Annotated in this window: 26 protein-coding genes; 3 read left to right on the forward strand and 23 right to left on the reverse strand. The window is 36.3% G+C overall.

The features are described from left to right. Positions 1-60: 60 nt before the first annotated feature. Positions 61-2,133 (reverse strand): sigma 54-interacting transcriptional regulator, encoded by a 2,073-nt coding sequence (locus MKX37_RS20370; protein WP_002129032.1) that lies wholly within the window; start codon positions 2,131-2,133, stop codon positions 61-63. A 137-nt stretch (positions 2,134-2,270) separates the two neighbouring features. On the opposite strand from MKX37_RS20370, the gene MKX37_RS20375 reads away from it, so the two are divergent. Beyond that, positions 2,271-2,504, forward strand: coding sequence for a DUF2627 domain-containing protein (locus tag MKX37_RS20375; protein ID WP_001190193.1), 234 nt, complete (start codon positions 2,271-2,273; stop codon positions 2,502-2,504). A 51-nt stretch (positions 2,505-2,555) separates the two neighbouring features. Here MKX37_RS20375 and MKX37_RS20380 read toward each other — a convergent pair whose 3' ends face one another. Continuing rightward, positions 2,556-3,284, reverse strand: a complete 729-nt coding sequence (locus MKX37_RS20380; protein WP_002033957.1) for a glycerophosphodiester phosphodiesterase — start codon at positions 3,282-3,284, stop codon at positions 2,556-2,558. Between the two features lie 50 nt (positions 3,285-3,334). Here MKX37_RS20380 and MKX37_RS20385 point away from each other — a divergent pair, with 50 nt between their 5' ends. Further along, positions 3,335-3,481, forward strand: a complete 147-nt coding sequence (locus MKX37_RS20385) for a YycC family protein (protein ID WP_001247671.1) — start codon at positions 3,335-3,337, stop codon at positions 3,479-3,481. A gap of 240 nt (positions 3,482-3,721) precedes the next feature. Here MKX37_RS20385 and MKX37_RS20390 read toward each other — a convergent pair whose 3' ends face one another. The 15 genes from MKX37_RS20390 to accB form a co-directional block, all read right to left on the reverse strand. Further along, the gene (locus MKX37_RS20390; RefSeq protein ID WP_002167694.1) at positions 3,722-4,285 is read right to left on the reverse strand and encodes a PRK06770 family protein; all 564 of its coding nucleotides are present in this window, start codon (positions 4,283-4,285) and stop codon (positions 3,722-3,724) included. 297 nt (positions 4,286-4,582) lie between these two features. Further along, on the reverse strand, positions 4,583-5,377 hold the full coding sequence (gene spo0A / locus MKX37_RS20395) for a sporulation transcription factor Spo0A (RefSeq protein WP_002015081.1): 795 nt from the start codon (positions 5,375-5,377) through the stop codon (positions 4,583-4,585). A 286-nt stretch (positions 5,378-5,663) separates the two neighbouring features. Further along, positions 5,664-6,956 (reverse strand): SpoIVB peptidase, encoded by a 1,293-nt coding sequence (gene spoIVB / locus MKX37_RS20400; protein WP_002015079.1) that lies wholly within the window; start codon positions 6,954-6,956, stop codon positions 5,664-5,666. Positions 6,957-7,075: 119 nt separating this feature from the next. Then, positions 7,076-8,815 carry a DNA repair protein RecN gene (gene recN, locus MKX37_RS20405; protein ID WP_002088564.1) on the reverse strand — a complete coding sequence of 580 codons (1,740 nt, stop codon included), beginning with the start codon at positions 8,813-8,815 and terminating at the stop codon, positions 7,076-7,078. Positions 8,816-9,085: 270 nt separating this feature from the next. After that, positions 9,086-9,535 (reverse strand): arginine repressor ArgR, encoded by a 450-nt coding sequence (gene argR, locus MKX37_RS20410; RefSeq protein ID WP_002015076.1) that lies wholly within the window; start codon positions 9,533-9,535, stop codon positions 9,086-9,088. A 142-nt stretch (positions 9,536-9,677) separates the two neighbouring features. After that, entirely contained in the window at positions 9,678-10,517 is an 840-nt protein-coding gene (locus tag MKX37_RS20415) for a TlyA family RNA methyltransferase (protein WP_002015074.1), read from the reverse strand. Positions 10,518-10,520: 3 nt separating this feature from the next. Further along, positions 10,521-12,413 carry a 1-deoxy-D-xylulose-5-phosphate synthase gene (gene dxs / locus MKX37_RS20420; RefSeq protein WP_002129043.1) on the reverse strand — a complete coding sequence of 631 codons (1,893 nt, stop codon included), beginning with the start codon at positions 12,411-12,413 and terminating at the stop codon, positions 10,521-10,523. Between the two features lie 308 nt (positions 12,414-12,721). Further along, the gene (ispA, locus tag MKX37_RS20425; RefSeq protein WP_002129045.1) at positions 12,722-13,615 is read right to left on the reverse strand and encodes a (2E,6E)-farnesyl diphosphate synthase; all 894 of its coding nucleotides are present in this window, start codon (positions 13,613-13,615) and stop codon (positions 12,722-12,724) included. Further along, positions 13,615-13,845, reverse strand: a complete 231-nt coding sequence (gene xseB, locus MKX37_RS20430) for an exodeoxyribonuclease VII small subunit (RefSeq protein ID WP_000428422.1) — start codon at positions 13,843-13,845, stop codon at positions 13,615-13,617. The genes ispA and xseB overlap by 1 nt, the downstream gene beginning before the upstream one ends. Then, positions 13,835-15,193 (reverse strand): exodeoxyribonuclease VII large subunit, encoded by a 1,359-nt coding sequence (gene xseA / locus MKX37_RS20435; protein WP_002015068.1) that lies wholly within the window; start codon positions 15,191-15,193, stop codon positions 13,835-13,837. The genes xseB and xseA overlap by 11 nt, the downstream gene beginning before the upstream one ends. 26 nt (positions 15,194-15,219) lie before the next feature. Further along, positions 15,220-16,080 carry a bifunctional methylenetetrahydrofolate dehydrogenase/methenyltetrahydrofolate cyclohydrolase FolD gene (gene folD / locus MKX37_RS20440; RefSeq protein ID WP_002067081.1) on the reverse strand — a complete coding sequence of 287 codons (861 nt, stop codon included), beginning with the start codon at positions 16,078-16,080 and terminating at the stop codon, positions 15,220-15,222. 23 nt (positions 16,081-16,103) lie between these two features. Continuing rightward, positions 16,104-16,496, reverse strand: coding sequence for a N utilization substance protein NusB (nusB, locus tag MKX37_RS20445; RefSeq protein ID WP_002067080.1), 393 nt, complete (start codon positions 16,494-16,496; stop codon positions 16,104-16,106). A 348-nt stretch (positions 16,497-16,844) separates the two neighbouring features. Continuing rightward, entirely contained in the window at positions 16,845-17,237 is a 393-nt protein-coding gene (locus tag MKX37_RS20450) for an Asp23/Gls24 family envelope stress response protein (RefSeq protein WP_000807630.1), read from the reverse strand. Positions 17,238-17,259: 22 nt separating this feature from the next. After that, positions 17,260-18,612, reverse strand: a complete 1,353-nt coding sequence (gene accC / locus MKX37_RS20455; RefSeq protein WP_002015065.1) for an acetyl-CoA carboxylase biotin carboxylase subunit — start codon at positions 18,610-18,612, stop codon at positions 17,260-17,262. 16 nt (positions 18,613-18,628) lie between these two features. Beyond that, positions 18,629-19,117: an acetyl-CoA carboxylase biotin carboxyl carrier protein gene (gene accB, locus MKX37_RS20460; RefSeq protein WP_002129047.1), complete on the reverse strand. Its 489-nt coding sequence runs from the start codon at positions 19,115-19,117 to the stop codon at positions 18,629-18,631. A gap of 471 nt (positions 19,118-19,588) precedes the next feature. Between accB and MKX37_RS20465 the strand changes: the two genes are divergently transcribed. Continuing rightward, positions 19,589-19,786, forward strand: a complete 198-nt coding sequence (locus MKX37_RS20465) for a hypothetical protein (RefSeq protein WP_012261697.1) — start codon at positions 19,589-19,591, stop codon at positions 19,784-19,786. Positions 19,787-19,844: 58 nt separating this feature from the next. Here MKX37_RS20465 and MKX37_RS20470 read toward each other — a convergent pair whose 3' ends face one another. The 6 genes from MKX37_RS20470 to spoIIIAC are packed head-to-tail and all read right to left on the reverse strand — an operon-like array spanning position 19,845 to position 23,607. Beyond that, positions 19,845-20,501: a SpoIIIAH-like family protein gene (locus MKX37_RS20470; protein WP_002015062.1), complete on the reverse strand. Its 657-nt coding sequence runs from the start codon at positions 20,499-20,501 to the stop codon at positions 19,845-19,847. A 15-nt stretch (positions 20,502-20,516) separates the two neighbouring features. Next, complete coding sequence (gene spoIIIAG / locus MKX37_RS20475; RefSeq protein WP_002088572.1) at positions 20,517-21,179, reverse strand: stage III sporulation protein AG; 663 nt, start codon at positions 21,177-21,179, stop codon at positions 20,517-20,519. Continuing rightward, on the reverse strand, positions 21,169-21,801 hold the full coding sequence (gene spoIIIAF / locus MKX37_RS20480) for a stage III sporulation protein AF (RefSeq protein WP_002015059.1): 633 nt from the start codon (positions 21,799-21,801) through the stop codon (positions 21,169-21,171). The genes spoIIIAG and spoIIIAF overlap by 11 nt, the downstream gene beginning before the upstream one ends. Before the next feature lie 12 nt (positions 21,802-21,813). Beyond that, on the reverse strand, positions 21,814-22,986 hold the full coding sequence (spoIIIAE, locus tag MKX37_RS20485; protein WP_002033983.1) for a stage III sporulation protein AE: 1,173 nt from the start codon (positions 22,984-22,986) through the stop codon (positions 21,814-21,816). A gap of 10 nt (positions 22,987-22,996) precedes the next feature. Then, positions 22,997-23,380, reverse strand: coding sequence for a stage III sporulation protein AD (gene spoIIIAD, locus MKX37_RS20490; protein WP_078172833.1), 384 nt, complete (start codon positions 23,378-23,380; stop codon positions 22,997-22,999). 23 nt (positions 23,381-23,403) lie between these two features. Beyond that, the gene (gene spoIIIAC, locus MKX37_RS20495; protein ID WP_000020914.1) at positions 23,404-23,607 is read right to left on the reverse strand and encodes a stage III sporulation protein AC; all 204 of its coding nucleotides are present in this window, start codon (positions 23,605-23,607) and stop codon (positions 23,404-23,406) included. Positions 23,608-23,621 lie beyond the last annotated feature (14 nt).

Below are 23,621 nucleotides of genomic sequence, written 5' to 3' on the forward strand. Positions count from 1 at the left end.
ATATTCTGTCTCGTTTTGTCGCTTTTTGTATACCACGCAATAAATTGCACGGTATGCAATTTATTGCATGCTATTTTTTGCACAGTCATACTTTTCTAGCTTGTAATATAAGTTTCGAACTGAAATTCCTAACGCTTTTGCAGTCTTCGTTTTGTTCCCATCAAATTTCTCTAAATATTCACGGATAATATTCCCCTCAAATTCTGTCACTAGGTGTTCAAGGGCCTTCTCTTCTAATTCAGGTAATAAATTATTTTGTTTCGTCTCTACTTGTTCTTCTTTATGTAAAGGCGGTAAATGATGTACATCAATATATATTTCGTTATAATTCATAAAGATAATAGCTCGTCCTAAAATATTTTCAAGTTCTCTAACATTCCCTGGCCATTCATATGATTGCAAATACGAAACGGCTGAATCGGTGAGTCCTTCTACATTACGACCATAATCTTGATTAATTTTTTGAATTAACCTTTCTGCAATCGCTGGTATATCTCCTTTACGCTGACGAAGGGAAGGAATTTGAATCGGGATTTTATTTAAACGATAATATAAGTCCTCTCTGAACTCTCCTTCTAGAATGCCCTTTTCTAAATTCACATGTGTTGCTGCAATTACCCGGACATTAATAGGTATCGCTTTCGTTCCCCCTACTTTCACAATTTCTTTTTCTTGTAGCACACGAAGGAGCTTTGCTTGCGTATTTGCAGATAACTCTCCGATTTCATCTAAAAAAACACTTCCATTATTCGCTTCTTCAAAGAATCCTCGTTTCCCGCCTCTTTTCGCTCCAGAAAACGCGCCTTCCTCATAACCGAATAATTCACTTTCTAATAAGGTCTCAGAAATAGCAGCACAGTTTACTCGTACAAACTTATTGTATTTTCGATTACTACTGTTATGAATAGCGTGTGCAAATAACTCTTTCCCCGTACCAGATTCCCCTCTAAGCAATACTGTTGCCGGTGTATTCGCTCCAAGTTTTGCTTGTTCAATAGCTGCCGTCGTTTCATCTGAATCACCAACAATATCATCAAATGAATATTTTGCTTCTAACGTTCGAATAATTTGTCTTGCCCTATTCAATTCATTTGTTAACTTTTGAATTTCTGATACATCGCGAATTACCCCGACGCTCCCTTTCAATATTCCATCGACAATAACCGGTGCTACGTTTACAATTACATCTCGCTTTTTTTGCCCAATCTTCATATGTATTCCTCGTACCGCTCGGCGCGTCCGAAGTACTTTCATATGCATACTTTCACCTTCCACAATATCAGTTGTAGCCGGCTTCCCAATAATTTCTTCTTCAGTCAAACCCGTTAACTTCGTATAAGCAGGGTTTATAACTAGTCCTCTTCCTTTCTCATCAACAACCGAAATTGCTTCCTCAGATGAGTTAATAATCGCCTCAAGTAGCGTTTGAATTTCTTTTAAGTCTGTAACTTCTTCCGCTAAATCTACAACTTCTGTAATGTCTTTAAAAATCGCAAATGCCCCTTGAACCTCTCCACCTTCTTTTAATATCGGAATACGCGTTGTAATAATCTTTTTTTCATTCTCTAACGTCAGTTCATGATTCACTTCTATTTTTTTCGTGCGTATAATACGAAGCAACTTACTCGTTGGAATAACTTCTAAAATATATTTCCCTATTGCTTCCTCTTTTTTATATCCAGTAATACGCTCTGCGCTTTTATTAAACAGACGAACTTGTCCCTCTTGGTCTATAACAATCATACCGTCATGCGTTGAATTTAAAATTAAATTCCCTTGTTGCGTCTGTTCTTCTAGCTTTCCAATTAAGCTTTCCTTCTCATGCGCTAGTCTCGTAACAATTTTTGCAATATCCCCTGGTATAAGAAGGGTGTCTTTATGCTTGCTTCCCAATAAAACTTTATGTAAATCATAATCACCTGTCATATCAAACATTACATCAATATGCATAGAAAGAAACGGAGTTACACTATCACCAATCGGAACCCCATATTCCTTTGCGATTTGTAATCCTTTCGCAATTGGATTACTATCAATAACTCCTATAATTTGAAATATATTCGAATTTTGCAACAGACTCAGCAGTGTACTCCCACCTTCACCTGCTCCAACAATTAACACATTTTGTTTCATACATTACACTTCCTCTCGAAGTATCTCTGCAAAATTTTTCACATTCTTATCTTACTCGTTCAGCAACCTCTTGACAAACCCCCATTCCATATAACATCATTAAAATACACAAAATAATCTGAAAAGGAGCGTTATGTATGCAGCGTTACCTCGCTCTATTATTAGCACTCATCCCCATTTCATTAGCCGTGCTTGGTATTAAACTAATGAGAGATACTGTATTTGGGATTTTGTTCTCCCCAATCCCTATATTATGGTTACAATTTTTAATCGGCGCTCTTTGCTTCGCACTCGGGTTTTATATCTTCGGCGGCTTCGTCTTACACAGAGATCGTAAGAGAAATAAAGTACAAGCACGCTTCAGAAGATAAAACAAAGTTTTCACATATCATAAATAAAAAATGAGACCATTATATTAGGTCTCATTTTTTTATCGGTAATAAAGTTCTTGCTGTTTCAGGATAATCAGTAATAATCGCTGATATATTCATATCAAAATATTTACGCATAAGCGTTTCTTCATTTATCGTGTAAGGACGAACCTCCACACCACTTCCCATCGTTAATTCAGCGATAGCATCTTGAAGATAACGATAATTCGGATGTACTGCAGTAGCACCCATCTTTTTTGCATATGCCCACGGGCTATGCAAACCTTCACGATACAAAATAGCTGTTTGAATATCAGGAGCCATCATATGACATCGCTTCATACTGTAGTGATTAAAAGAAGAAAACACAATCCGATCCTCTAGACTAAACTTACGTACAAGTGTTATAACCTCTTCTTCTAAACCTCTGTATGGGATTTTATTATTTTTCAGTTCAATATTGAGTAGCAATTTCGTTTTTGCGAGCCATTCTAACACCTCTTCTAGAAGAGGTATTTTGCAAAAACCTACTTTGTCACCGAATTTATAACTCGCATCCAACTTACATAAATCCTCATATAAATAATTTCGAACCGCACCTTTTCCATTTGTTGTCCGATCCACCGTTTCATCATGAATAACGACAACTTTTCCATCTTTCGTGAATTGAACATCGAGTTCAATTCCATCTGCCCCGAAAGCCTCTGCTGCTTCAAATGAAATCATTGTATTTTCCGGATACGTTCCCGCCGCACCACGATGCGCAAATATAAGAGTCATCCTCACTCCCCCAATCTTATGCTATACTATACGAAAAAGGAGGTACTTCTATGAGACCATTACAAATTTCTCCAGACACTGCAGTCCGCCTATCAAAAGCGTTAGGTGTTCCACTTGAACAACTTATGCATATGCCACAGCATATTTTAATCCAAAAGTTAGTTGAATTAGAAAAACAAAATAAAGACGAAGAATAATATAGTCCTGTTTTGCAGGGCTTTTTATTATCATCTATTATATCATGGATGACTTCCCCGCTAAAATCCTTTAACAGATGTACTACGATGCGATTTAGCCTTTACTTCATCATTTAATAATGAATTATATATCTTCTTTTTTGTTACAAGTCATAAAGAAAGCAGAATATTTATTCACAAGTCACCATTGCCCCCTTAAAGCAAGGTAATAAAAAAACTAGAAGCCCTTCATATTATTTTTTATTGAATGTGCGGAGTATCCCCTGATTCGTATAGTTCTTTCGCTTTTTCCTCCCCGAATGTAGTTAAAATATAATGTTGCTCTTCTACCGCATCCATCGCTCTAGTGGCTTTACAAACATTACCCTCTTGAGCATCCGAGAAAAAATTGTGATCTTCTACAATTTTACTAAAATCTTTTTTCGCCCATCTATCAGCAATTGCTACAAGCTCATTTTTCTTCGCAAAACTACTCTTATTTATGATTTTTTTTAATTTTTCAGCGTTATTTTGAATCATTGGGATGGATCCCGATTTTCGTTCTGCCACTACTTTTTGATGAGTCATGTGATACATCGCTGTAATGACTTCGCTTTCAGTAGAATTTTCAGTAACATACACATCAACAAAGACTCCATCTACCTCTCTACCTACTATCGTTGGGTCTTCTTTTTTATCTATTTGAGCACTCACTTCTTTATCTACTGGATTATCGGCAAGCTCTAACATTCCAAATGTAACTGCAACAGCAAGAACTCCCATAGCTGCTACTATTCCTAGCCAAGTTAATATTTTGTTTTTCATTTTCCTTCTCCCTCTGTATACCTATTTAATTACCTTAAAAAACTCACTTATATGTAATATTACTAAAAACAGGTTTTATTTTCCATAATATCAAACAACCCTTTTTATCTACCCAAATAATTTTGATAAAATCGATATCACTTCTCCCTCTTTTTCTCAACAAAATAAAAAGACCAACGAATTCTAAAATTCATTGGTCATTAAATAAAAGTTTATTGGTTTTAAAATTGATATCGAGTATAAATTTCAAGAATTATTAAGCTCTACTAAAACTTAAATCCCTTACTACTTTTCCTCTCAGCTAGCCTTATGTTCAAGTCTTAGCTTATCCGCAACCATTGCGATGAACTCAGAATTCGTAGGTTTTGCTTTTGACATGGATACAGTATAACCAAATAAGGACGAAATAGAATCAATATTCCCACGGCTCCAAGCTACTTCAATTGCGTGACGGATTGCGCGCTCGACACGGCTTGCTGTTGTATTATATTTCTTTGCAATATCTGGATATAATACTTTCGTAATAGATCCTAGTAATTCGATATCATTGTACACCATAGAGATTGCTTCTCGTAAGTACATGTACCCTTTAATATGAGCGGGTACACCAATTTCATGAATGATACTTGTAATACTCGCATCTAAGTTTTTCGGTTTTCCATCGATCGTTGTTGCTGATCGGAAAGATGGTAATGGACGTTTAATAGTAGCACTTTCCTTACCACTAACTTGACGAATATGACTTGTTAAATTCTCCATATCAAATGGTTTTAATATGAAATATGATGCCCCTAAATCAACCGCTTTTTTCGTCACATCTTCTTGTCCGAATGCTGTCAACATAATAACGCTAGGTTGTCTTAACCTTTCAATATGTCGCATTTTCTCTAGCACAGCTAGACCATCTAAATGTGGCATAATAATGTCTAAAACGAGTATATCAGGCTGCTTTTCTTTCAATAAGTTTAAACATTCTTGACCATTGTAAGCAATTCCGATAACTTCCATATCATCTTGGGCAGCAACATAACTCTCTAGCATCGATACCAATTCTTTATTATCATCCACAAGACATACTTTAATTTTCTCCACAGTTTTTCCTCCCTTACCGAATCGATTCTTCCGACATGTGTAAGCTTCTAGGCTACATGAATTGTTCGACAATTGTGTGAAAATTCCCTTTAAAGTTTCTTACTTTCCGATAAAATCACAAAAAAATATGTTTATCGTTCATTTTTTTACTTTCGCAACACATTCCATCATAGAATTACAGCGAAACGTTCAACCCTTTGCTTATATCTTGCAACAAAAAACAGCTCTTGCGGAGCTTTTACAAAATTTCAACGAATTTTTCAAAAGAAAAGCGAGCTAATATGTATTAGCTCGCTTTTTTCTCTTGATCATAAATATTAATTCCAGCCTCATGTAACATCCATTCAATATGAACACCGTATCCTGACGTTGGATCATTTACAAATACATGTGTAACCGCACCAATTACTTTCCCATTTTGTACAATCGGACTTCCACTCATTCCTTGTACAATACCACCCGTTTTTGCTAGTAAACGTTTATCTGTCACTTTTATAACCATACCTTTTGTAGCCGGGAACTTTTGTGGTACCGTACTAACAACTTCAATATCAAACGCTTCCACCTTATCTTGATCAATAACTGTTAATATTTTCGCTGGCCCTTCTTTTACTTGATGGGATAATGCGATAGGCATTGCTTTATCCATTATGCCGTTTGTCATATCTGTGTTTAATTTCCCAAAAATACCATACGGGCTATTTATTGTAATATTACCAATCACTTCACGATCCGGTGAAAATCTTGCTAATTTTTCTCCCGGGTTCCCGTGACTTCCTCTTTCAATAGACGTTACTGTCGAACGCATAATTTGTCCATCTTCTACTTGAATTGGCTTTTTTGTATCATTATCGGAAATTACATGACCAAGCGCTCCATATTTCATGGAATCTGGATGTACGAATGTCATCGTTCCGATACCAGCTGCTGAATCACGAATATACAGTCCAATTCGGTAAGAGGATTCACCATTGTCTTTTTGTGGTGTTAGCTTAGCACGAATATATTTTCCATCTCTTAATAAAACAAGATTAAGCGGTTCACCTGTTTCTCCACTATTATGAATAAATGGTGCTACATCACTCATTCTTTCAATTGTTTTACCATTGATTTCAGTAATCATATCTCCAATCTGTACACCAGCTGTTTCACCAGGAGATACTTTACCCTTTTCAGTTTGAATTAAATGATGGCCTACAACAAGTACACCTTTTGTGTTCAATTTTACACCAATCGATTGTCCACCTGGAATAACTTTAAAATCTTTTAATACTTTCACATTTACTTTTTTCACTGGAAAACCAGCAAGTTGAAACACCATATCAGCTTCACCATTTTGGTGAGAATTTACCATAAGTTCTTGTTCATTTGAACTTACAGTAAATACATTACGATTTGTAGATGCAGCCTTAAAAACTGGTAATGATGCTATTTCTGATTGTTGTCCTTCAAAAACAACAAGTTGCTTCGGAGATGAAATAAACGTTCGAAGCGGTTTAAAACATCCAATAAAAACTAGAGAAACAAGGAGACAAAGACCTATTATTTTTCGAAATCTTTCTAATTTCAATTTGTTCACTCTCCTCGCTCCTACCCCACATTCAGCCTCTTGGCTTCACTTTTTAATCTCTCCTTGCAGCGCTTTATTTATAACCGGAAGAATTAAGAAATCGTCATTTGAGAAAAAAAAGCTATCCATTACTGGATAGCCTCTGCTGTCTGTTTGAAATGATGCGCTTGCGTAAGTAACTCTTTCGCATGCTCTGTCGTTAAATCTGTAATTTCAACACCAGAAATCATTCGAGCAATTTCTGTTACTTTTTCATCCGTACTTAACACAGTAACCGATGTAATCGTACGATCATTCGCCACTTGTTTTCTAATAAATAAATGAGAGTCCGCCATTGAAGCTACTTGAGGTAAGTGCGTAATACAAAGTACTTGCGAGTTTACTGATACACGATAAATTTTTTCCGCAATAGCCTGTGCAACCCGACCACTCACACCCGTATCCACTTCATCAAAAATAACAGATGCAACACCTTGATGCTTAGAAAAAATGCTTTTTAAAGCTAAAATAATACGAGATAACTCTCCGCCAGAAGCGACCTTTGAAAGTGGCTTTAACGGTTCACCCGGATTCGTTGAAATATAAAATTCCACATGATCGTAGCCATCCGCCGTAAGTTTTACCGGTGTTCCTTCCACGAGAGGTTCTTCTACATTTCCTACCCTCTTCATAATTCTCACTTCAAATTTCGTTTTTTCCATATATAGTTCTTTTAATTCTTGATGAATAGCGCTTGTAAGATGATCTGCAAGCTCATGACGCATAGTACTTAACAACGTTGCTTCTTTTACAATAACACCTTCTAATTTCGTTAACTGCTTTCTCGTCGTTTCAATATGTACGTCTTTATTTTCAATCGTAAAAATTTCTTGTTCAATTTTATCAGCATACGCTAAAATCTCTTCTACAGTATTTCCATACTTTCTCTTTAACATACGGATTTCATTCAAACGTGTTTCAATTTCATCTAGACGTTTCGGATCATATTCCATCATATCTAATTTTTCTCTAAGCTGGTATGCAACTTCTTCTAATAAGTAATAACTATTTGCAATAGAATCATGATTTTCTTGATACGCTTCATCTAAGTGCGTAATACTCTCCATTTGTCCCATTGCATTTCTTACGTGATCCAATCCCTGTCCGTCTCCACTTAACGAACGATACGCATCTCCTAATGCTTTATAAATCTTTTCAAAATTGGAGATTTTTAATCTTTCCTCAGTCAATTCATATTCTTCATCCATTTTTAAATCCGCCTTACGAATTTCTTCATGTTGGAATTGAATTAAATCTAGACGATGGGCCATTTGTTGTTCATTTTCACTTAAAGATTTCAGCTGTTTTTTTAACTTCTCGTAGTCTGTATATACATTTTGATATATGCCCAATTGTTTAACAATGCGATTTCCATCAAAATGATCAAGCATAAACATATGACGCTCTTCATTCATTAAATCTTGTGTTTCATGCTGTCCATGAATATCAACTAGCGTTTTTCCAATCTCTTTTAATATGCTGAGTGTAACAAGTTTCCCATTTACACGACAGACACTTTTTCCGTTCGCAGCGATGTCACGCTTCAAAATAATCATGCCATCTTCTATTTCTATATCTAACTCTTCTGCCTTTGCGATACATGGATGTTTGTCATCTTCCACATAGAATAAGCCTTCTATCTCAGCCTTTTCTGTTCCATATCGAACAAATTCTGCTGAACCACGGCCACCAACAAGCAAACTAATTGCATCAATAATAATGGATTTTCCAGCTCCTGTTTCACCACTTAAAACGGTTAAACCTTTTTGAAAAGAAATATTTAATGCCTCAATAATAGCAAAGTTTCTGATCGATAATTCCGATAACAATGCCCCATTCACCTCGTTATAAACTAATCCCCTATTAAGGGCTTTTCTCAGTATTCTTCATTCAAATAGTTATACTATATGTTTGTATGTATAAATTACTCTTCTAACCCGCTCCATTGTACCAAACATTCGTTTTACGGGTCAATCCACCTATTTTCTAACTTCATTCAAAAAAAATAATGTATTGTATTTGAAAATCCGTATTTTTCGCCAATAAAAATATCTTGTTTACTTTCCACTTTACAGAGGAAAGTAAACAAGATTTTTCTGTTAAAGCATATTTAAGAAACGATCAGAGACAACACCTGTATCTTCAGGTGTACGGCAAATAATTAAGCAAGTATCATCACCACAAATGGTTCCGACAATCTCATCCCACTCTAAATGATCAATGAGTGCCCCAAGTGAATGAGCGTTACCAGGCAATGTTTTTAGCACAAGCATATGTCCTGCCGTGTCTAATTTTACAAATGAATCCACTAGATTTCGTTTTAATTTTTGCAACGGATTAAATCGTTGATCTGCTGGCAAGCTATATTTATAGCGGCCATCATGTAATGGCACCTTCACTAAGTGCAGTTCTTTAATATCGCGCGATACTGTTGCTTGCGTTACATTAAACCCCACATTACGTAAAATATCAACTAGTTCATCTTGTGTTTCAATTTCTTTGTTAGCAATAATTTCCCTGATTTTAATATGGCGCTGACCTTTATTCATACATTTGCACCTCACACTATCTCTTACCATAGTTTAAACATTGGTATACTTCATTTATTTATGTTACCGTATAATCCATTACTTGTACACAATTGTTTTTACAATCATTATACGATTACAACAAAAAGAGGAACAACATATGTTATTCCCCTTTCCCTTTTTGTTTTAGAACATCATGTGCTTCTGTAACAACTTGCTCAATAGAAACCGGAGAATGATTTTCGCCATTCTCACGCTCACCGTGCCACTTTAGATGAATTAAAAATTCAATATTTCCATCCCCGCCTGTAATTGGTGAGAATGTTAAACCTTCGATATTATAGCCTTCCTTAAGAGCAAAATCGACAATCATTTCCACGACAGCTTCATGTACTTTTCTATCACGAACAATGCCTTTTTTCCCGACTTGTTCTCGTCCAGCTTCAAACTGAGGTTTAATCAATGCAGCTACATCACCATTTGGCATAAGCATTGTTTTTAAAACCGGCAATATAAGCCTTAATGATATAAATGAAACATCAATACTTGCAAACTGCGGTAAACCACGCTCTAAATCTGCCGGTGTCACGTAACGGAAGTTCGTTCGTTCCATCACAACAACACGCTCATCTTGACGCAATTTCCACGCAAGTTGATTATATCCTACATCTAATGCGTAGGATAACTTCGCCCCATTTTGAAGCGCACAGTCTGTAAAACCACCAGTTGATGAACCAATATCTATCATAACCTTATCTTGTAAATCAAGTTGAAATGTTTCTAATGCCTTTTCAAGCTTATAACCACCACGGCTTACATACGGCATGACTTGCCCTTTCACCGTAATCTCCGTATCTTGTGAGATTTTCTCCCCTGGCTTATCGAGTCTCATTTCATTCGCATATACAAGACCTGCCATAACAGCACGTTTAGCCTTCTCACGCGTTTCTATAAGCCCTCGCTCTACTAATAGTACATCTACTCTTTCTTTTTTTACGCTCATTTGTTACGCCCTTTTTTGTTTTGATGGAATCATTGTATGAATACGGTCTACAACAGCATCTGTTGTTAAACCAATTTCTTCTAACAGTTTTGTTACACTACCATGCTCTATGAAGCGATCAGGAATACCCATTCGTTCAATTAAAGCACTATGGTATCCGTTCTCAGAAGCAAATTCAACTACTCCCGTTCCAAAGCCACCGATTAAACAAGCCTCTTCAATCGTTAAAATCGGTATATTTTTCCCTAAAAGCTCATGTAAATATGCTTCGTCCATCGGCTTAATAAAGCGAGCATTCACTACTTTCACTGATATTCCAGCTTGTTCAAGACGCTCAGCTGCTTCCATTGCCATCGGGATTGTCGTACCAAACGTTAAAATTGCTGCTTGTGTGCCTTCTTTTAACGTTTCCCATGTACCGATTGGAATCGCCTTTAATTCTTCATCCATTTGAACGCCAAGTCCATTTCCGCGTGCATAACGTAAAGCAATCGGCCCATCTTCGTATTGCATCGCTGTATATACTAAATGTTGACCTTCATTTTCATCTTTCGGCATCATAAGCACCATATTCGGCAAGTGACGTAAAAACGCGATGTCAAATACACCTTGATGCGTTTCACCGTCTGCTCCTACTAATCCAGAGCGATCTATTCCAATAAAAACGTTTAAATTCTGGCGACAAATATCATGAACAACTTGGTCATATGCTCTTTGTAAAAATGTTGAATAAATTGCTAAGAACGGCTTCATCCCTTGTGTTGCCATACCAGCTGCCATTGTTGTAGCATGCTGCTCTGCAATACCTACATCAATCATGCGATCCGGAAATTCTTTTTGGAATTTCTCAAGTTTCGATCCAACAGGCATTGCAGGCGTAATTGCAACGATACGTTCATCCGTTCTCGCTAGCTTAAGCACTGTTTCACTAACAACAGCACTCCATGCTGGTGCAACTTCTTTCGGTTTAACGAAGTCACCTGACTCAATTTTATACGATCCTGTTCCATGCCAAGTTCCAATAACGTCACTTTCAGCTGGTTTATAACCTTTTCCTTTTTTCGTAATAACATGAACAAGTACTGGGCCTTTTGTTTTCTTTGCATATTGCAACGTTTCGAATAACTTTTCATAATCATGCCCATCGACCGGACCTAAATATGTAAAGCCTAATTCTTCAAAAAAGACGCCTGATACTAGTAAATATTTTAGACTATCTTTTATTTTCTCTGCTGTCGCAGCAACTTTCCCGCCGACTGCTGGGATTTTCTTCAATATATACTCTAGTTCATCTTTTACCCAATGGTACTTCCCTGCGGTACGTAAACGACCAAGTACATTATGAAGTGCACCGACGTTTGGTGCAATTGACATTTCATTGTCATTCAAAATAACAATCATGTCCGTTTTTTCATGCCCAATGTGGTTCAATGCCTCTAAAGCCATTCCGCCTGTTAATGCACCATCGCCAATGATTGGTATAACGTATTCTTCCGTTTTCTTTAAATCACGTGCTAGAGCCATTCCCATTGCAGCAGATAACGACGTTGAACTATGACCAGTTTCCCAAACATCATGCTCACTCTCACAGCGTTTTGGAAAACCACATAGACCTTGGTATTGCCTTAATGTGCCGAATTCTTTCGCACGCCCTGTTAAAATTTTATGTACATAGGATTGATGTCCTACGTCCCATAAAAACTTATCTTTCGGACTATCAAATAATTTATGCAGAGCAATTGTGAGTTCTACTACACCTAAATTAGGTGCAATATGTCCACCTGTTTGAGAGAGCTCTTCAATTAAAAACTTACGAATATCCTCACTCAACCCCTCTAGTTCACTGATAGACATATCTTTCAAAAAACTAGGGTTTTGAATTTGCGTTAGATCCACATGGATCACTCACTTTCATTTCATAATCTGTCAACATGTCAAATATTATAAGAAACATTTACACAACACAAGAAATTATCTTTTCTATTCTTTTTATCTTGTCCTGCTTTCAGAAAACACTTCCATTTTTTCACTTATCATATTATACATCATATTTCTTTACGTGATGAAAAAAATAGCCGCTAACACGAAGTGATAACGGCAATGTAATCTACATATATTTTTGCCAATAACAAGAAAAGAAAAACCTTTTCCTACATTTATATCATAAAATGATGAATGACTCAACAAATGGAAACGCTGTTATATTAGTTATTACGTTTTGCGATTAAATCACAAATAGATAGTAAATATTCATCTTGTAATTGTAAGGAGCTAATAGAAGCTTTTGCTTTTGCAATTTTCTCCTCTAAAATAGATTTTGCTCTATCTACAGTAAATAACGTCGTATATGTGCTCTTCTCGTTGGAAGCATCACTACCAATCGGTTTTCCAATCTCTTCTTCTGTTCCTTCTACATCCAAAATATCATCTCTAATTTGGAAAGCTAGACCGATATATTTCGCAAATGCAAGTAACTTCTCTTCTTGCTCTTCTGTAGCATCAGAAAGTATCGCGCCTGCAAGTACAGCAAACTCAAGCAGTTTACCTGTCTTATGATTATGAATGTACTCTAATTCATTAATTGTAAGTCGTTTTCCTTCAGCTTCCATATCTGCCACTTGTCCAGCAACCATTCCTTCAGGTCCTGCTGCTTTCGCAAGCTCAAGTACAAGTCTTACTTTTTTTTCAGCAGAGATTTCTTTTTGCTCATATGCCATAATAACTTGAAAAGCATATGTCAACAAACCATCTCCCGCTAAAACTGCCATTGCTTCACCAAATACTTTATGATTTGTAGGCTTTCCTCGTCTTAGATCATCATCATCCATACAAGGTAAATCATCATGAATTAACGAATATGTATGAATCATTTCAAGGGCACAAGCTGCACCCACTCCAAGATTTCTTTCTTTCCCAAACGCTTGTAACGTTGCAAATAAAAGTAACGGGCGGAGACGTTTCCCACCCGCTTCCAAAGAATATGCCATCGCTTCACGAAGCACATTTGGACATTGTAATTCATTTGCATAGCTTACAAGCTTTTCTTCTACGAAAGTTTTACTCTCTTTCAAAAAAGCATCAAAAGCTATATGTGTCACTATGCTTCATCTCCTAAAGCAGTAAACGGTTTAAGCTCTCCATCTTCCCCAAGGATAACTGCCATTTGTTCTTGTACATCTTTCAATTTCTCATCACAAAGCTTAGATAATTCCATGCCTTCCTTAAAATAAGAAATTGCTTCCTCTAAAGGTACATCACCTTGTTCAAGCTTAGAAACGAGATGCTCAAGCTGCGAAATTGCTTCTTCAAAGCTTAACTTATTTTCCATTATTCAATTCACGCTCCTCTATGCTTGATACACTACAATCTAGTATTCCATCTTGTAATTGAACCGAAACAGCATCTCCAAGGCTAACATCCTTCACGCTTTTTAATACTTGTTTCTCTTCATCGTATACAAGCCCATACCCTCTCATCATTACTTTAAGCGGGCTTAATACCTCAAGCTTTTGAGCCGCTCTCACAAATACGAACTCCTTCGTTTGAAGTAATGTTTGCATTTCACGTTGCAACTGCTTTTGCAACGTTTCAATTGCCGTTTTCGTTTGTATAATTTTTTGAGATGGGTGGTGCTTTTCTAAATAAAATGAAAGTTGCTTTAATTGATTTACTTTTTTATCTATATAACGCTCTTTCGCTAAAACAAGTTGTTCAAGAGCCCTGTCTAACTGCTCTTCTTTTTGCTCGTACACTTGCCTTGGATAACGGAACGCATAAGATTTTTGTAACACTTGCAGTTTTTCTTCTTTTTTATGTACTCTCTCTCTCATTGCTCTTTGCAATCTCAGAGTTCTTTGTAATACCTTTTCTTGTAACTCTATAGTATTAGGTACCGCCAACTCAGCTGCTGCAGTCGGTGTTGGTGCACGTAAATCCGCGACAAAATCTGCGATTGTAAAATCTGTTTCATGGCCTACAGCCGAAATAATCGGAATCTCACTTGTGAAAATTTCTCTTGCAACTACTTCCTCATTAAAGGCCCATAATTCTTCAATAGAGCCTCCACCACGCCCAACAATTAAAACATCAATATCTCCCATTTCATTCGCTGTACGAATTGCTTGTACAATCGAGGGAGCTGCTGACTCCCCTTGTACAAGTACAGGAAACACAATAACATTTCCAATTGGATAACGACGTTTAATTGTTGTTATAATATCGCGAATTGCTGCTCCTGTTGGCGACGTGATTACACCTATTGTTTTAGCATACGGAGGAATTATTTTTTTATAAACTTGAGAAAACAAGCCCTCTTCCTCTAAACGAACTTTTAATTGCTCATAAGCTAAATGCAAGTTTCCAATTCCGTCAGGCTGCATGTCTTGAATATAAATTTGATAAGAACCACTCGCCTCATAAACAGAAATCTTTCCTTTTACAAGTACTTTCATTCCATTTTCCGGTCTGAATTTAATGTTACGATTATGACCCGCAAACATAACCGCTGCAATTCTTGCATTTTCATCTTTCAATGTAAAATACATATGACCACGACTATGATATTTAAAGTTGGAAATTTCTCCTTTTAACCAAACAGACTGTAAATGCGGATCATACTCTATTTTTGTTTTAATATAGCGTGTTAATGCTGTAACGGTTAAATATTGTTTCTCCATTTCTCTCTCCTCATAGCCGATTCAAATTATTGACAAACAACACCTGCACGCTTTGCAGACTCCACAGTGTTGTGAAGAAGCATTGTAATAGTCATTGGGCCGACTCCTTTTGGCACAGGCGTAATGTAACCTGCAACGTCTAATACATTGTCAAAATCAACATCACCACAAAGTTTGCCTGTTTCTAAACGGTTAACACCAACATCAATTACAACCGCACCCTCTTTAATATAGTCAGCTGTTACCATTTTCGGTCGTCCAACGGCTACGATTAAAATATCAGCTAACTTCGATAATTCTTTTATATTTTGCGTCTTAGAATGACAATATGTGACAGTTGCATTTTCATTTAAAAACAGTTGCCCCACTGGTTTACCAACAATATTACTTCTTCCAATTACAACAACATGCTTTCCAGAAATATCAAGATTCGTTTCTTTTACTAATTCTAAAATGCCATGCGGTGTACATGGAAGGAATGTGTCTTGTCCCGTCATCATACGTCCTACGCTGATTGGGTGAAATCCATCTACATCCTTTTCCGGTGAAATTCTTTCAATGATAGCTTTTTCTTCAATATGTTTTGGTAAAGGTAATTGTACCAATATGCCATTAATGCGGTCGTCTCCATTTAAGCGATCGATTTCAGCAAGCAAACGCTCCTCAGTAATCGTTTCAGGAAGTTCTATTAGCTCTGAATAGATTCCTACTTGCTCACAGCCTTTTTCTTTTCCTTTTACATAAGAACGAGATGCTGGATCTTCTCCAACTAAAATAACTGCTAATCCTGGTACAATCCCTTGCTCTTTTAACTTCACAACTTTTTCTTTTAATTGTGCTCGTTTTTTCTCCGCAACTTCATTTCCTTTGATGATTACTGCTACCATTTTAAGTTTCCCCCTTAAAGAAATTACAGTGTATCTTTTATATTAGATAAAACGCCGTTAATAAAACGACGAGATTCCTCATCCCCAAATGTTTTTGCGATTTCAATTGCTTCGTTAATTGTTACATTGTGCGGAATTTCTTCCATGTATTTCATCTCACACACAGCTACACGTAAAATACTGCGATCAACAATACTAATACGCTCAAGCTTCCACTTTTTTAAATTTTGACGAATTGCTGCGTCAATCTCTTCTTTGTTGTCTACAAATCCTACAACAAGTGATTCTAGAAACTCATTTGTTTCTTCGCCTTCATCTAGCGTATTTTCCACCGCTACTTTCGGTTCTAATTCACCTGTAATATCCATTTGGTATAATGCTTGCATTGCTCTTTCTCTAGCCGTCCTACGTTTCATTGTAACTCTCCTTTATACTTCAAGTCTTTCCTTATGTTTTGTTATATTATTATAATTTATAAGCCGTCAATTCACTTACTCTTGCAGTTTTCATTGATTTTCCAACCTTATAATACAATGATAATAACACAATTTATCGTTTCACACACGGGGTACAAGGCTGAAAAATAATAAAAAGATTAACTTCAAGTTCCATATCTTATCACAATGTACGTTTTTTGGAAAAATGAAACATACCGTTTTATTTTTCTTTTTTTTTGAAATAGTATAATAATTAGAGGGTTTTAATTTGTGAAGAAATGAAACGATAAAAAAGATGCCTATTTTACTAGGCACCTTTTTCCACTCTTACACTGGTTCGATTTCTGTTTTTTGTGTTTCGAATGTTACGCCAACGATGTGAACGTTCACTTCTTTTGGCTCAAGTCCTGTCATTGTAAAGAGTGCTTGGCGAATATTGTCTTGAATTTTTTGTGCAACAACCGGAATCGCTACACCAAAATACATCACAACATAAAGGTCAACAATAATATCTTCGTTTGCTAATTCAACCTTTACACCTTTACCATGATTTTTCTTACCTAACTTCTCAACAACATCTGTAGCAAAATTACCACGCATTGCCGCTACACCTTCTACTTCAGCAGCTGCAATACCTGCAATTACTTCGATTACTTCTGGTGCAATTTCTACTTTTCCAAGAGTTGTATCTTGACCCATATCTAACATATGTTCAGCCATGAAAAAAACCTCCTTTAATGTATCACTGCGTCACAAGTTCATGCTCTTCCAAAAATTTCGTGTTAAACTCACCTTTTACAAAATCAGGATGCTCTAGCAATTGCAAATGGAACGGGATTGTTGTATGTACGCCTTCAATGACAAACTCACTGAGCGCTCGCTTCATTTTTGCAATTGCCTCTTCACGTGTTTTTCCGTGAACAATTAATTTAGCAACCATCGAATCATAGAAAGGTGGTATTGAATATCCCGGATATACAGCTGAATCGACGCGAATACCAAATCCGCCTGGTGGTAAGTACATTTCTACTTTACCTGGAGATGGCATAAATTTTTTGGCAGGGTTTTCCGCATTAATTCGACATTCCATTGCCCAACCATTAAATTGTACTTCTTCTTGCTGTAACGATAACTTTTCTCCAGAAGCAACAAGAATTTGTTCTTTAATTAAATCCATCCCTGTTACCATTTCAGTAACTGGATGTTCAACTTGGATTCTCGTATTCATCTCCATGAAATAAAAGCTTTTCGTTTTATATTCATAAATAAACTCAACCGTACCAGCACCTGTATAATCAACCGCTACCGCCGCTTTAACTGCTGCCTCACCCATTTGCTTGCGAATATTCTCATCAAGTGCAGGTGATGGACTTTCTTCTAATAGTTTTTGCAGACGGCGCTGAATTGTACAATCACGCTCTCCTAAATGAATGGCATTTCCATGTGTATCTGCCATTATTTGAATCTCAACATGGCGGAAATCTTCAACGTACTTCTCCAAGTATACACCAGGGTTCCCAAAAGCGGTACTGGCTTCTTGCTGTGTAATTTGAATTCCTTTTACAAGCTCTTCTTCATGGCGCGCAACACGAATACCTTTTCCGCCGCCACCTGCAGTCGCTTTAATGATAACTGGATATCCAAGTTGATTAGCAAGCTCGATCGCTTCTTCGGTATTTTTAATAATCCCTTGTGAACCTGGTACAATCGGAACCCCTGCTTCTTTCATTGTATCACGTGCAACGTCTTTTGTGCCCATCTTTGAAATGGCTTCTGGGCTTGGACCGATAAAAATCAAGTTACACTCACGGCATAATTCTGCAAAATCTGCATTCTCTGCTAAAAATCCATATCCCGGATGAATTGCATCACAACCTGTTAATTTCGCAACACTAATAATGTTCGTCAAATTTAAATAGCTTTCTTTTGAAATCGTTGGTCCAACACAATACGCTTCATCTGCAATTTGCACATGAAGTGACTCTTTGTCTGCTTCTGAATAAATTGCAACTGTTTCAATATCCATTTCTTTACAAGCACGAATAATTCGTACAGCAATTTCCCCACGATTGGCTATTAATACTTTTTTTATCATCACAAAGACTCCCTTATTACGCTTTTACAAGAAATAGCGGTTGTCCATACTCAACAAGCTGTCCATTATTAACAAGAATTTCAACAATTTCGCCCTCTACATCTGCGTCAATTTCGTTAAATAATTTCATAGCCTCAACAATACATACGATAGAATCTTTCGATACTCTGTCCCCAACACTTACATATTGAGGTGTATCAGGCGAAGAAGAGGAATAAAATGTCCCTACCATCGGTGATGTGATTTTATGTAGGTTTTCATTTTGAACAGCTGTCTTCTCTTCTTGTTTTGGCGCTTCTACTTGCGCTGCCGCTACTGCTGTTTCTACTTCGACAGATGCTGCTGGCTGTACTACCTGTTTCGTTACCGGTGCTTGCACAGTAACTACTTCATTACCACGTTTTTTCATTTTGATTGTTGTACCGTCTTTTTTGTATTCAAATTCATCAATATTAGAGCTATCAATTAATTTAATTAATTCACGAACTTCTTGAATTTTAAACATGTAAAATCCACTCCCATACTCTTGTTTGTCCCGTTTTTACAGATTGGCATCAAACTGATTTACTGTAAAAATACGATGCATTCTATTAGAAAATTTATTCCTATGACATTTACTAATAGAAATATTTACTATTCCCATCTTACGCTAAATTTTTTAAACATTCCAATTTATATTTCTTTATTATAAATCGAAATTCCTGTAAAAATATTATTCCACTAAAAAATTATTACCTAGTAATAATACCAAGTTTCACACGAAATTGGCAAGACCACTTCCTAAAAAACATTCTTTACTTTTTCAAAACTGCAAAGTGTAAAAACGTAATTCCCTCAGCATTCTTCATTTTATCTACGGTAAAAAAACATATTTTTACCAAATATTATTTTTTTGTTTACGCGCCGTTCATTCTTCCTTCATAAAAGAATAGTATGTTCAAAGTGTAGCAAATTTATTGTAGTGAGGTGCGGACATATGATATGGCTCATCCTGTTCTTGCCTGCCGTAGTGATTTGGACATTGGTCCTCTTCATTCACGTCAAATCTGGAAAAACTAATCACCATCATCACGAACCATTAATCTTTTACTCACAGCGTATTTCCCCGTTTCCAATTGAAAATACTAAATACAACTGCAAAGATGAAATAGAAAAAAGCTATCGAAAACGATAGCTTTTTTCTATTATTCTTTTATCTAATTTGAAGCAGCAACACCTATTATAATTTCAATTTATTTTACTGATGGATCAAATTTCACACCTACATCTTTTGAACCACCTTCACTTCTTACGAGCTGAATAATTTTATTCGCTTCTTTTTGTGAATGCTTTGCCGATTTAACTGTTACTTTAATGTCCGTTCCATCAGCTCTTACAAGAGCATCCTTATATCCGCCTTGAGATTTAATCACTGTCTCAAGTAATTGTTGCTTCGTTTCCATCGTAGTGATTGCATCAAGATTATCTTTCGCTTTACTCTTTTCTTCTGCTGAAGATTTTGATGACTTCATTACATTTTGTAACTTTTCTTTCTCTACACTACGCTGATCTTCCATTTGCATACGTAGCGCTGTAAAATTCTCATCGCTTGATTGAACTGTTACGCTAGCCTCTTTTTTACTTGTTTCTTTTTTGTCATTCTCTTTTTTGTCTGTTTCTTTATTTGTAGTTTCCTTGCTTGTATTTTCTTTTGTTGTCTCTTTATTTGTAGTTTCTTTCGTTGTTTCTTTTGTAACTGCTTTATCAACACCTTGCTTTTCTTGTCCCATCTTTTCACCCGTTGCCGGTGCTGCTGTATTCATTTTATCAGGAGTTGTTACGTAATAAACAGATAGTACAACCACTAAACTTAACATCGTTAATAGCCAAACCGTTTGTTTTTTTAACACTTTATTTCCTCCCTATCAATTTTTCGGTGATACTGAAACGCGATGAGCTGGTACATCTAATAATCGCGTCACAGCTTCTTTTACCATTGCTTTTATTTGTATATTATCCACTCCCTTTGCTACGACCAGAACACCTCGTACTTTCGGTTTCTCTGTTCGCAAAACAATTGGAGTTTCTTTATCACCTTCACGTATAATGACTGTCTTTTCATCAAGAGACTCGTCTTCTACTTCCCTTTTCCCGCCTGCTTTATCAGTTTCACCTGTCGTTTGTGAACGTTTTACTGTATTTTTCTCGAGTATTTTTTCTTCAGATGAATCTAAGTTCACTTTAATAGTTACATCTTTTACTCCGGCTATCTCTTCTAAAGAAGCTTTCAATTCTTGTTCATACGCTTTTTCGTATTTTTCTACATTTGACATATTATCATTGTTTTTTTGACCGAAAGTTGGTACATCTTTATCTTGGCTTTGACTTGTCTTTTCTTTAAACACAGGCACTTCTTCTTTTTTAGGTGATAAGAAATTACTAGAAAACATAAGCGCAATCCCAAGTATGAGTAGGACAAGCAAAAACTTAGGTGTTACCTTTTTCCCCTTCTCATTACTTTCTTTTCCATCCCCATTTAATAAGTTTCGAAAAAATGAGAACCTCGAATTTTTATCTTTATTGTCCATTTACGCTACCTGTCCTCCCTTCCATCTGAACTTGGATTTGTTTATCCTCTAGTTGCCACCTGCTTGAAAAGAAATCTTTCATTTCTACATTCGTTTCTTCTATTTTTTTTGGAGGTTCTTTCATATTAATTTCAATTGGCTTTACTGTTTCGATTGCATCATTTTTACTACGTTCTTTTTCTTTCAACGTCACAACAACAGATTGAATATCTTTCGCTGACTTTACTTCTTCTGCATGTTCCACTGCGACTATTTGTATTTCAGAGACTGTCATACCATACTTTTTCTCAAACTCTTTTCCTACGTCTTTTTTCATTTTGGTAGCCATCTCTTCTAAACTATATGCACGTGTTAGAGCTTGTATTTCTTTTTTCTTCGAATCTATCGAATTTTTTACAGATCCATCTGCTACGTACTTTTCCTCATTGAAATTTGCGATAACTTCATTTACATCTGTTTGTAACAACTTAAATAGAGGAGTTAAAATTAATACGACTAACAATAGACTTACAACGAATTTAACGTACTTTTGCAAATTTGAATTTGGAAGAATAAGATGAAGCATTGTCGCTAAGAGTAAAAAAACGATAATATTTCTAATCCACTCTGTAACAAATTGCATACTCTTCACCTCCTACCGCATCATGAGAGTAATGTTCCCGGCAGCAATAATAATTGTGATACTTAAAAAGAACATAAATGATACGATAGCTAAGCAAGCAAATACGTAAATGATACTTCGTCCAATGATATCTAAACATTGAATAATTGCTCCTCCGCCTACCGGTTGCAATACTGCTGCTGCGAATTTATAAATAAACGCGATACAAAAAATTTGAATCGCTGGGAAAGCGACAATTAAGCATAAAATAACGAGCCCGATAATTCCGACTGTATTTTTTAATAATCCAGATGCACTAATAACAGTATCCGCCGCCTCAGTAAACATCCTTCCTACTACAGGAATGAAGTTTCCTGTTACAAATTTAGCCGTTTTCACAGCTATACCATCAGCAACGGCTGACGCTGTTCCCTGTACAGATAATACGCCTAAAAAAACCGTCAAAAAGATACCAATAATCCCAACACTAACGTTTTGCAAAAGCTTGGACAATTTCGTAACTTTATATTGATCACTCATCGTGCTTACAATACTTAATATAGTTGCAAGTAATAAAAGTGGTAGAACGATATAGTTCATAAGAAGCCCACTCGTATTCATTAAGAAAATGATAATCGGATGAAAAAACGATACAGAAACAACACCGCCGCCTGTTGCTATGAGTGCGAGTAAAATTGGTAATAACGCTAGTATGAAATCTACCATTGTTTGTATCGTCTCTCTTGCATATGTCATGACGACATAAAAACTATTTAAAGCGAAAATAATAAGTACCATGTATACGACTGCATCAGCGATTTTACTCACGCTACTCTTTGAAAAAGCAGATTGCAACGATTGCAACAATGCACTGAAAATCGTGAGCATAATGAGCGTTCCAAGTAACTTTCCATTTGCAACAAGCTCATGAAATAAATATTTTAGTAGACCTATCATCCACTCTTTTATGGAGAACTCTTTTTCTCCCTTTACAAACTCCATAAAGCTTCCTTTTTGACTCTCTGGTAAATAGCCTCCATACTTTGTAACAAGCCCGTCCCAAAATTGCTTCACATCTTCAATTCCGAGCTTATCCAATTGTTGATCAACGACGTTTGTTTCTATAGGAGAAGCTTGTACAACAATCGGTAAAGAAAAGAAAAGGAAGCAAGCAAATAATAGCTTAGCTCCAAACTTCCTCAACATTCACTCCCCCTTATCCCGTAGGTAAAAAACCGAGAATTGTTTCAATTACAACCGTCAAAATAGGAATTGCCATGACGAGAATTAAGATTTTCCCAGCTAATTCAATTTTCGAAGCGATTGCACCTTGACCAGCATCCTTTGTAATTTGCGCACCAAACTCAGCGATATAAGCAATCCCTATAATTTTCAATAACGTTTCTACATATACGTTGCTAACCTTCGCTTCACTCGCCACTCTCTCAATCATTTGTAAAATAGAATGAATTTGATCGATTAAGAGAAGAAACATCATGCTACCAATGAACACAATAAATAACGATGTAATACTAGACTTATGCTGATTTAAAACAGCAGCTAAAAATGTAGCAACGAGGCCTAATCCGACAATTTGTATAATTTCGATTCGAACCGCCTCCTTTACTGGAAGAGAAAGACACTTTTAATCTTGTCGAATAGAGTATTAATTAAAAATGCAACATGAAACAAAATAACGACAAAACCGACAAGGATAACCCAATTTGCAATATCCTCTCGCTTTAATTCTTTTAGTACAGTATGAATGAAAGCTAAAACAATGCCGATTCCGGCGATTTGAAATATTAATCCAACATCAATGGACATCGCCTTTCTCCCCC

The sequence above is a fragment of the Bacillus sp. FSL R5-0709 genome, from assembly GCF_038004785.1.
In the GTDB taxonomy this organism is placed as follows: domain Bacteria; phylum Bacillota; class Bacilli; order Bacillales; family Bacillaceae_G; genus Bacillus_A; species Bacillus_A mycoides.

Bases quoted from the DNA above. Each gene is read 5' to 3' on its own strand.
- MKX37_RS20370 (WP_002129032.1), bottom strand. From the start codon at position 2,133: ATGAAACAAAATGTGTTAATTGTTGGAGCAGGTGAAGGTGGGAGTACA.
- MKX37_RS20375 (WP_001190193.1), top strand. From the start codon at position 2,271: ATGCAGCGTTACCTCGCTCTATTATTAGCACTCATCCCCATTTCATTA.
- MKX37_RS20380 (WP_002033957.1), bottom strand. From the start codon at position 3,284: ATGACTCTTATATTTGCGCATCGTGGTGCGGCGGGAACGTATCCGGAA.
- MKX37_RS20385 (WP_001247671.1), top strand. From the start codon at position 3,335: ATGAGACCATTACAAATTTCTCCAGACACTGCAGTCCGCCTATCAAAA.
- MKX37_RS20390 (WP_002167694.1), bottom strand. From the start codon at position 4,285: ATGAAAAACAAAATATTAACTTGGCTAGGAATAGTAGCAGCTATGGGA.
- argR (WP_002015076.1), bottom strand. From the start codon at position 9,535: ATGAATAAAGGTCAGCGCCATATTAAAATCAGGGAAATTATTGCTAAC.
- MKX37_RS20415 (WP_002015074.1), bottom strand. From the start codon at position 10,517: ATGAGCGTAAAAAAAGAAAGAGTAGATGTACTATTAGTAGAGCGAGGG.
- xseB (WP_000428422.1), bottom strand. From the start codon at position 13,845: ATGGAAAATAAGTTAAGCTTTGAAGAAGCAATTTCGCAGCTTGAGCAT.
- xseA (WP_002015068.1), bottom strand. From the start codon at position 15,193: ATGGAGAAACAATATTTAACCGTTACAGCATTAACACGCTATATTAAA.
- folD (WP_002067081.1), bottom strand. From the start codon at position 16,080: ATGGTAGCAGTAATCATCAAAGGAAATGAAGTTGCGGAGAAAAAACGA.
- nusB (WP_002067080.1), bottom strand. From the start codon at position 16,496: ATGAAACGTAGGACGGCTAGAGAAAGAGCAATGCAAGCATTATACCAA.
- MKX37_RS20450 (WP_000807630.1), bottom strand. From the start codon at position 17,237: ATGGCTGAACATATGTTAGATATGGGTCAAGATACAACTCTTGGAAAA.
- accC (WP_002015065.1), bottom strand. From the start codon at position 18,612: ATGATAAAAAAAGTATTAATAGCCAATCGTGGGGAAATTGCTGTACGA.
- accB (WP_002129047.1), bottom strand. From the start codon at position 19,117: ATGTTTAAAATTCAAGAAGTTCGTGAATTAATTAAATTAATTGATAGC.
- MKX37_RS20465 (WP_012261697.1), top strand. From the start codon at position 19,589: ATGATATGGCTCATCCTGTTCTTGCCTGCCGTAGTGATTTGGACATTG.
- spoIIIAG (WP_002088572.1), bottom strand. From the start codon at position 21,179: ATGGACAATAAAGATAAAAATTCGAGGTTCTCATTTTTTCGAAACTTA.
- spoIIIAF (WP_002015059.1), bottom strand. From the start codon at position 21,801: ATGCAATTTGTTACAGAGTGGATTAGAAATATTATCGTTTTTTTACTC.
- spoIIIAE (WP_002033983.1), bottom strand. From the start codon at position 22,986: ATGTTGAGGAAGTTTGGAGCTAAGCTATTATTTGCTTGCTTCCTTTTC.
- spoIIIAC (WP_000020914.1), bottom strand. From the start codon at position 23,607: ATGTCCATTGATGTTGGATTAATATTTCAAATCGCCGGAATCGGCATT.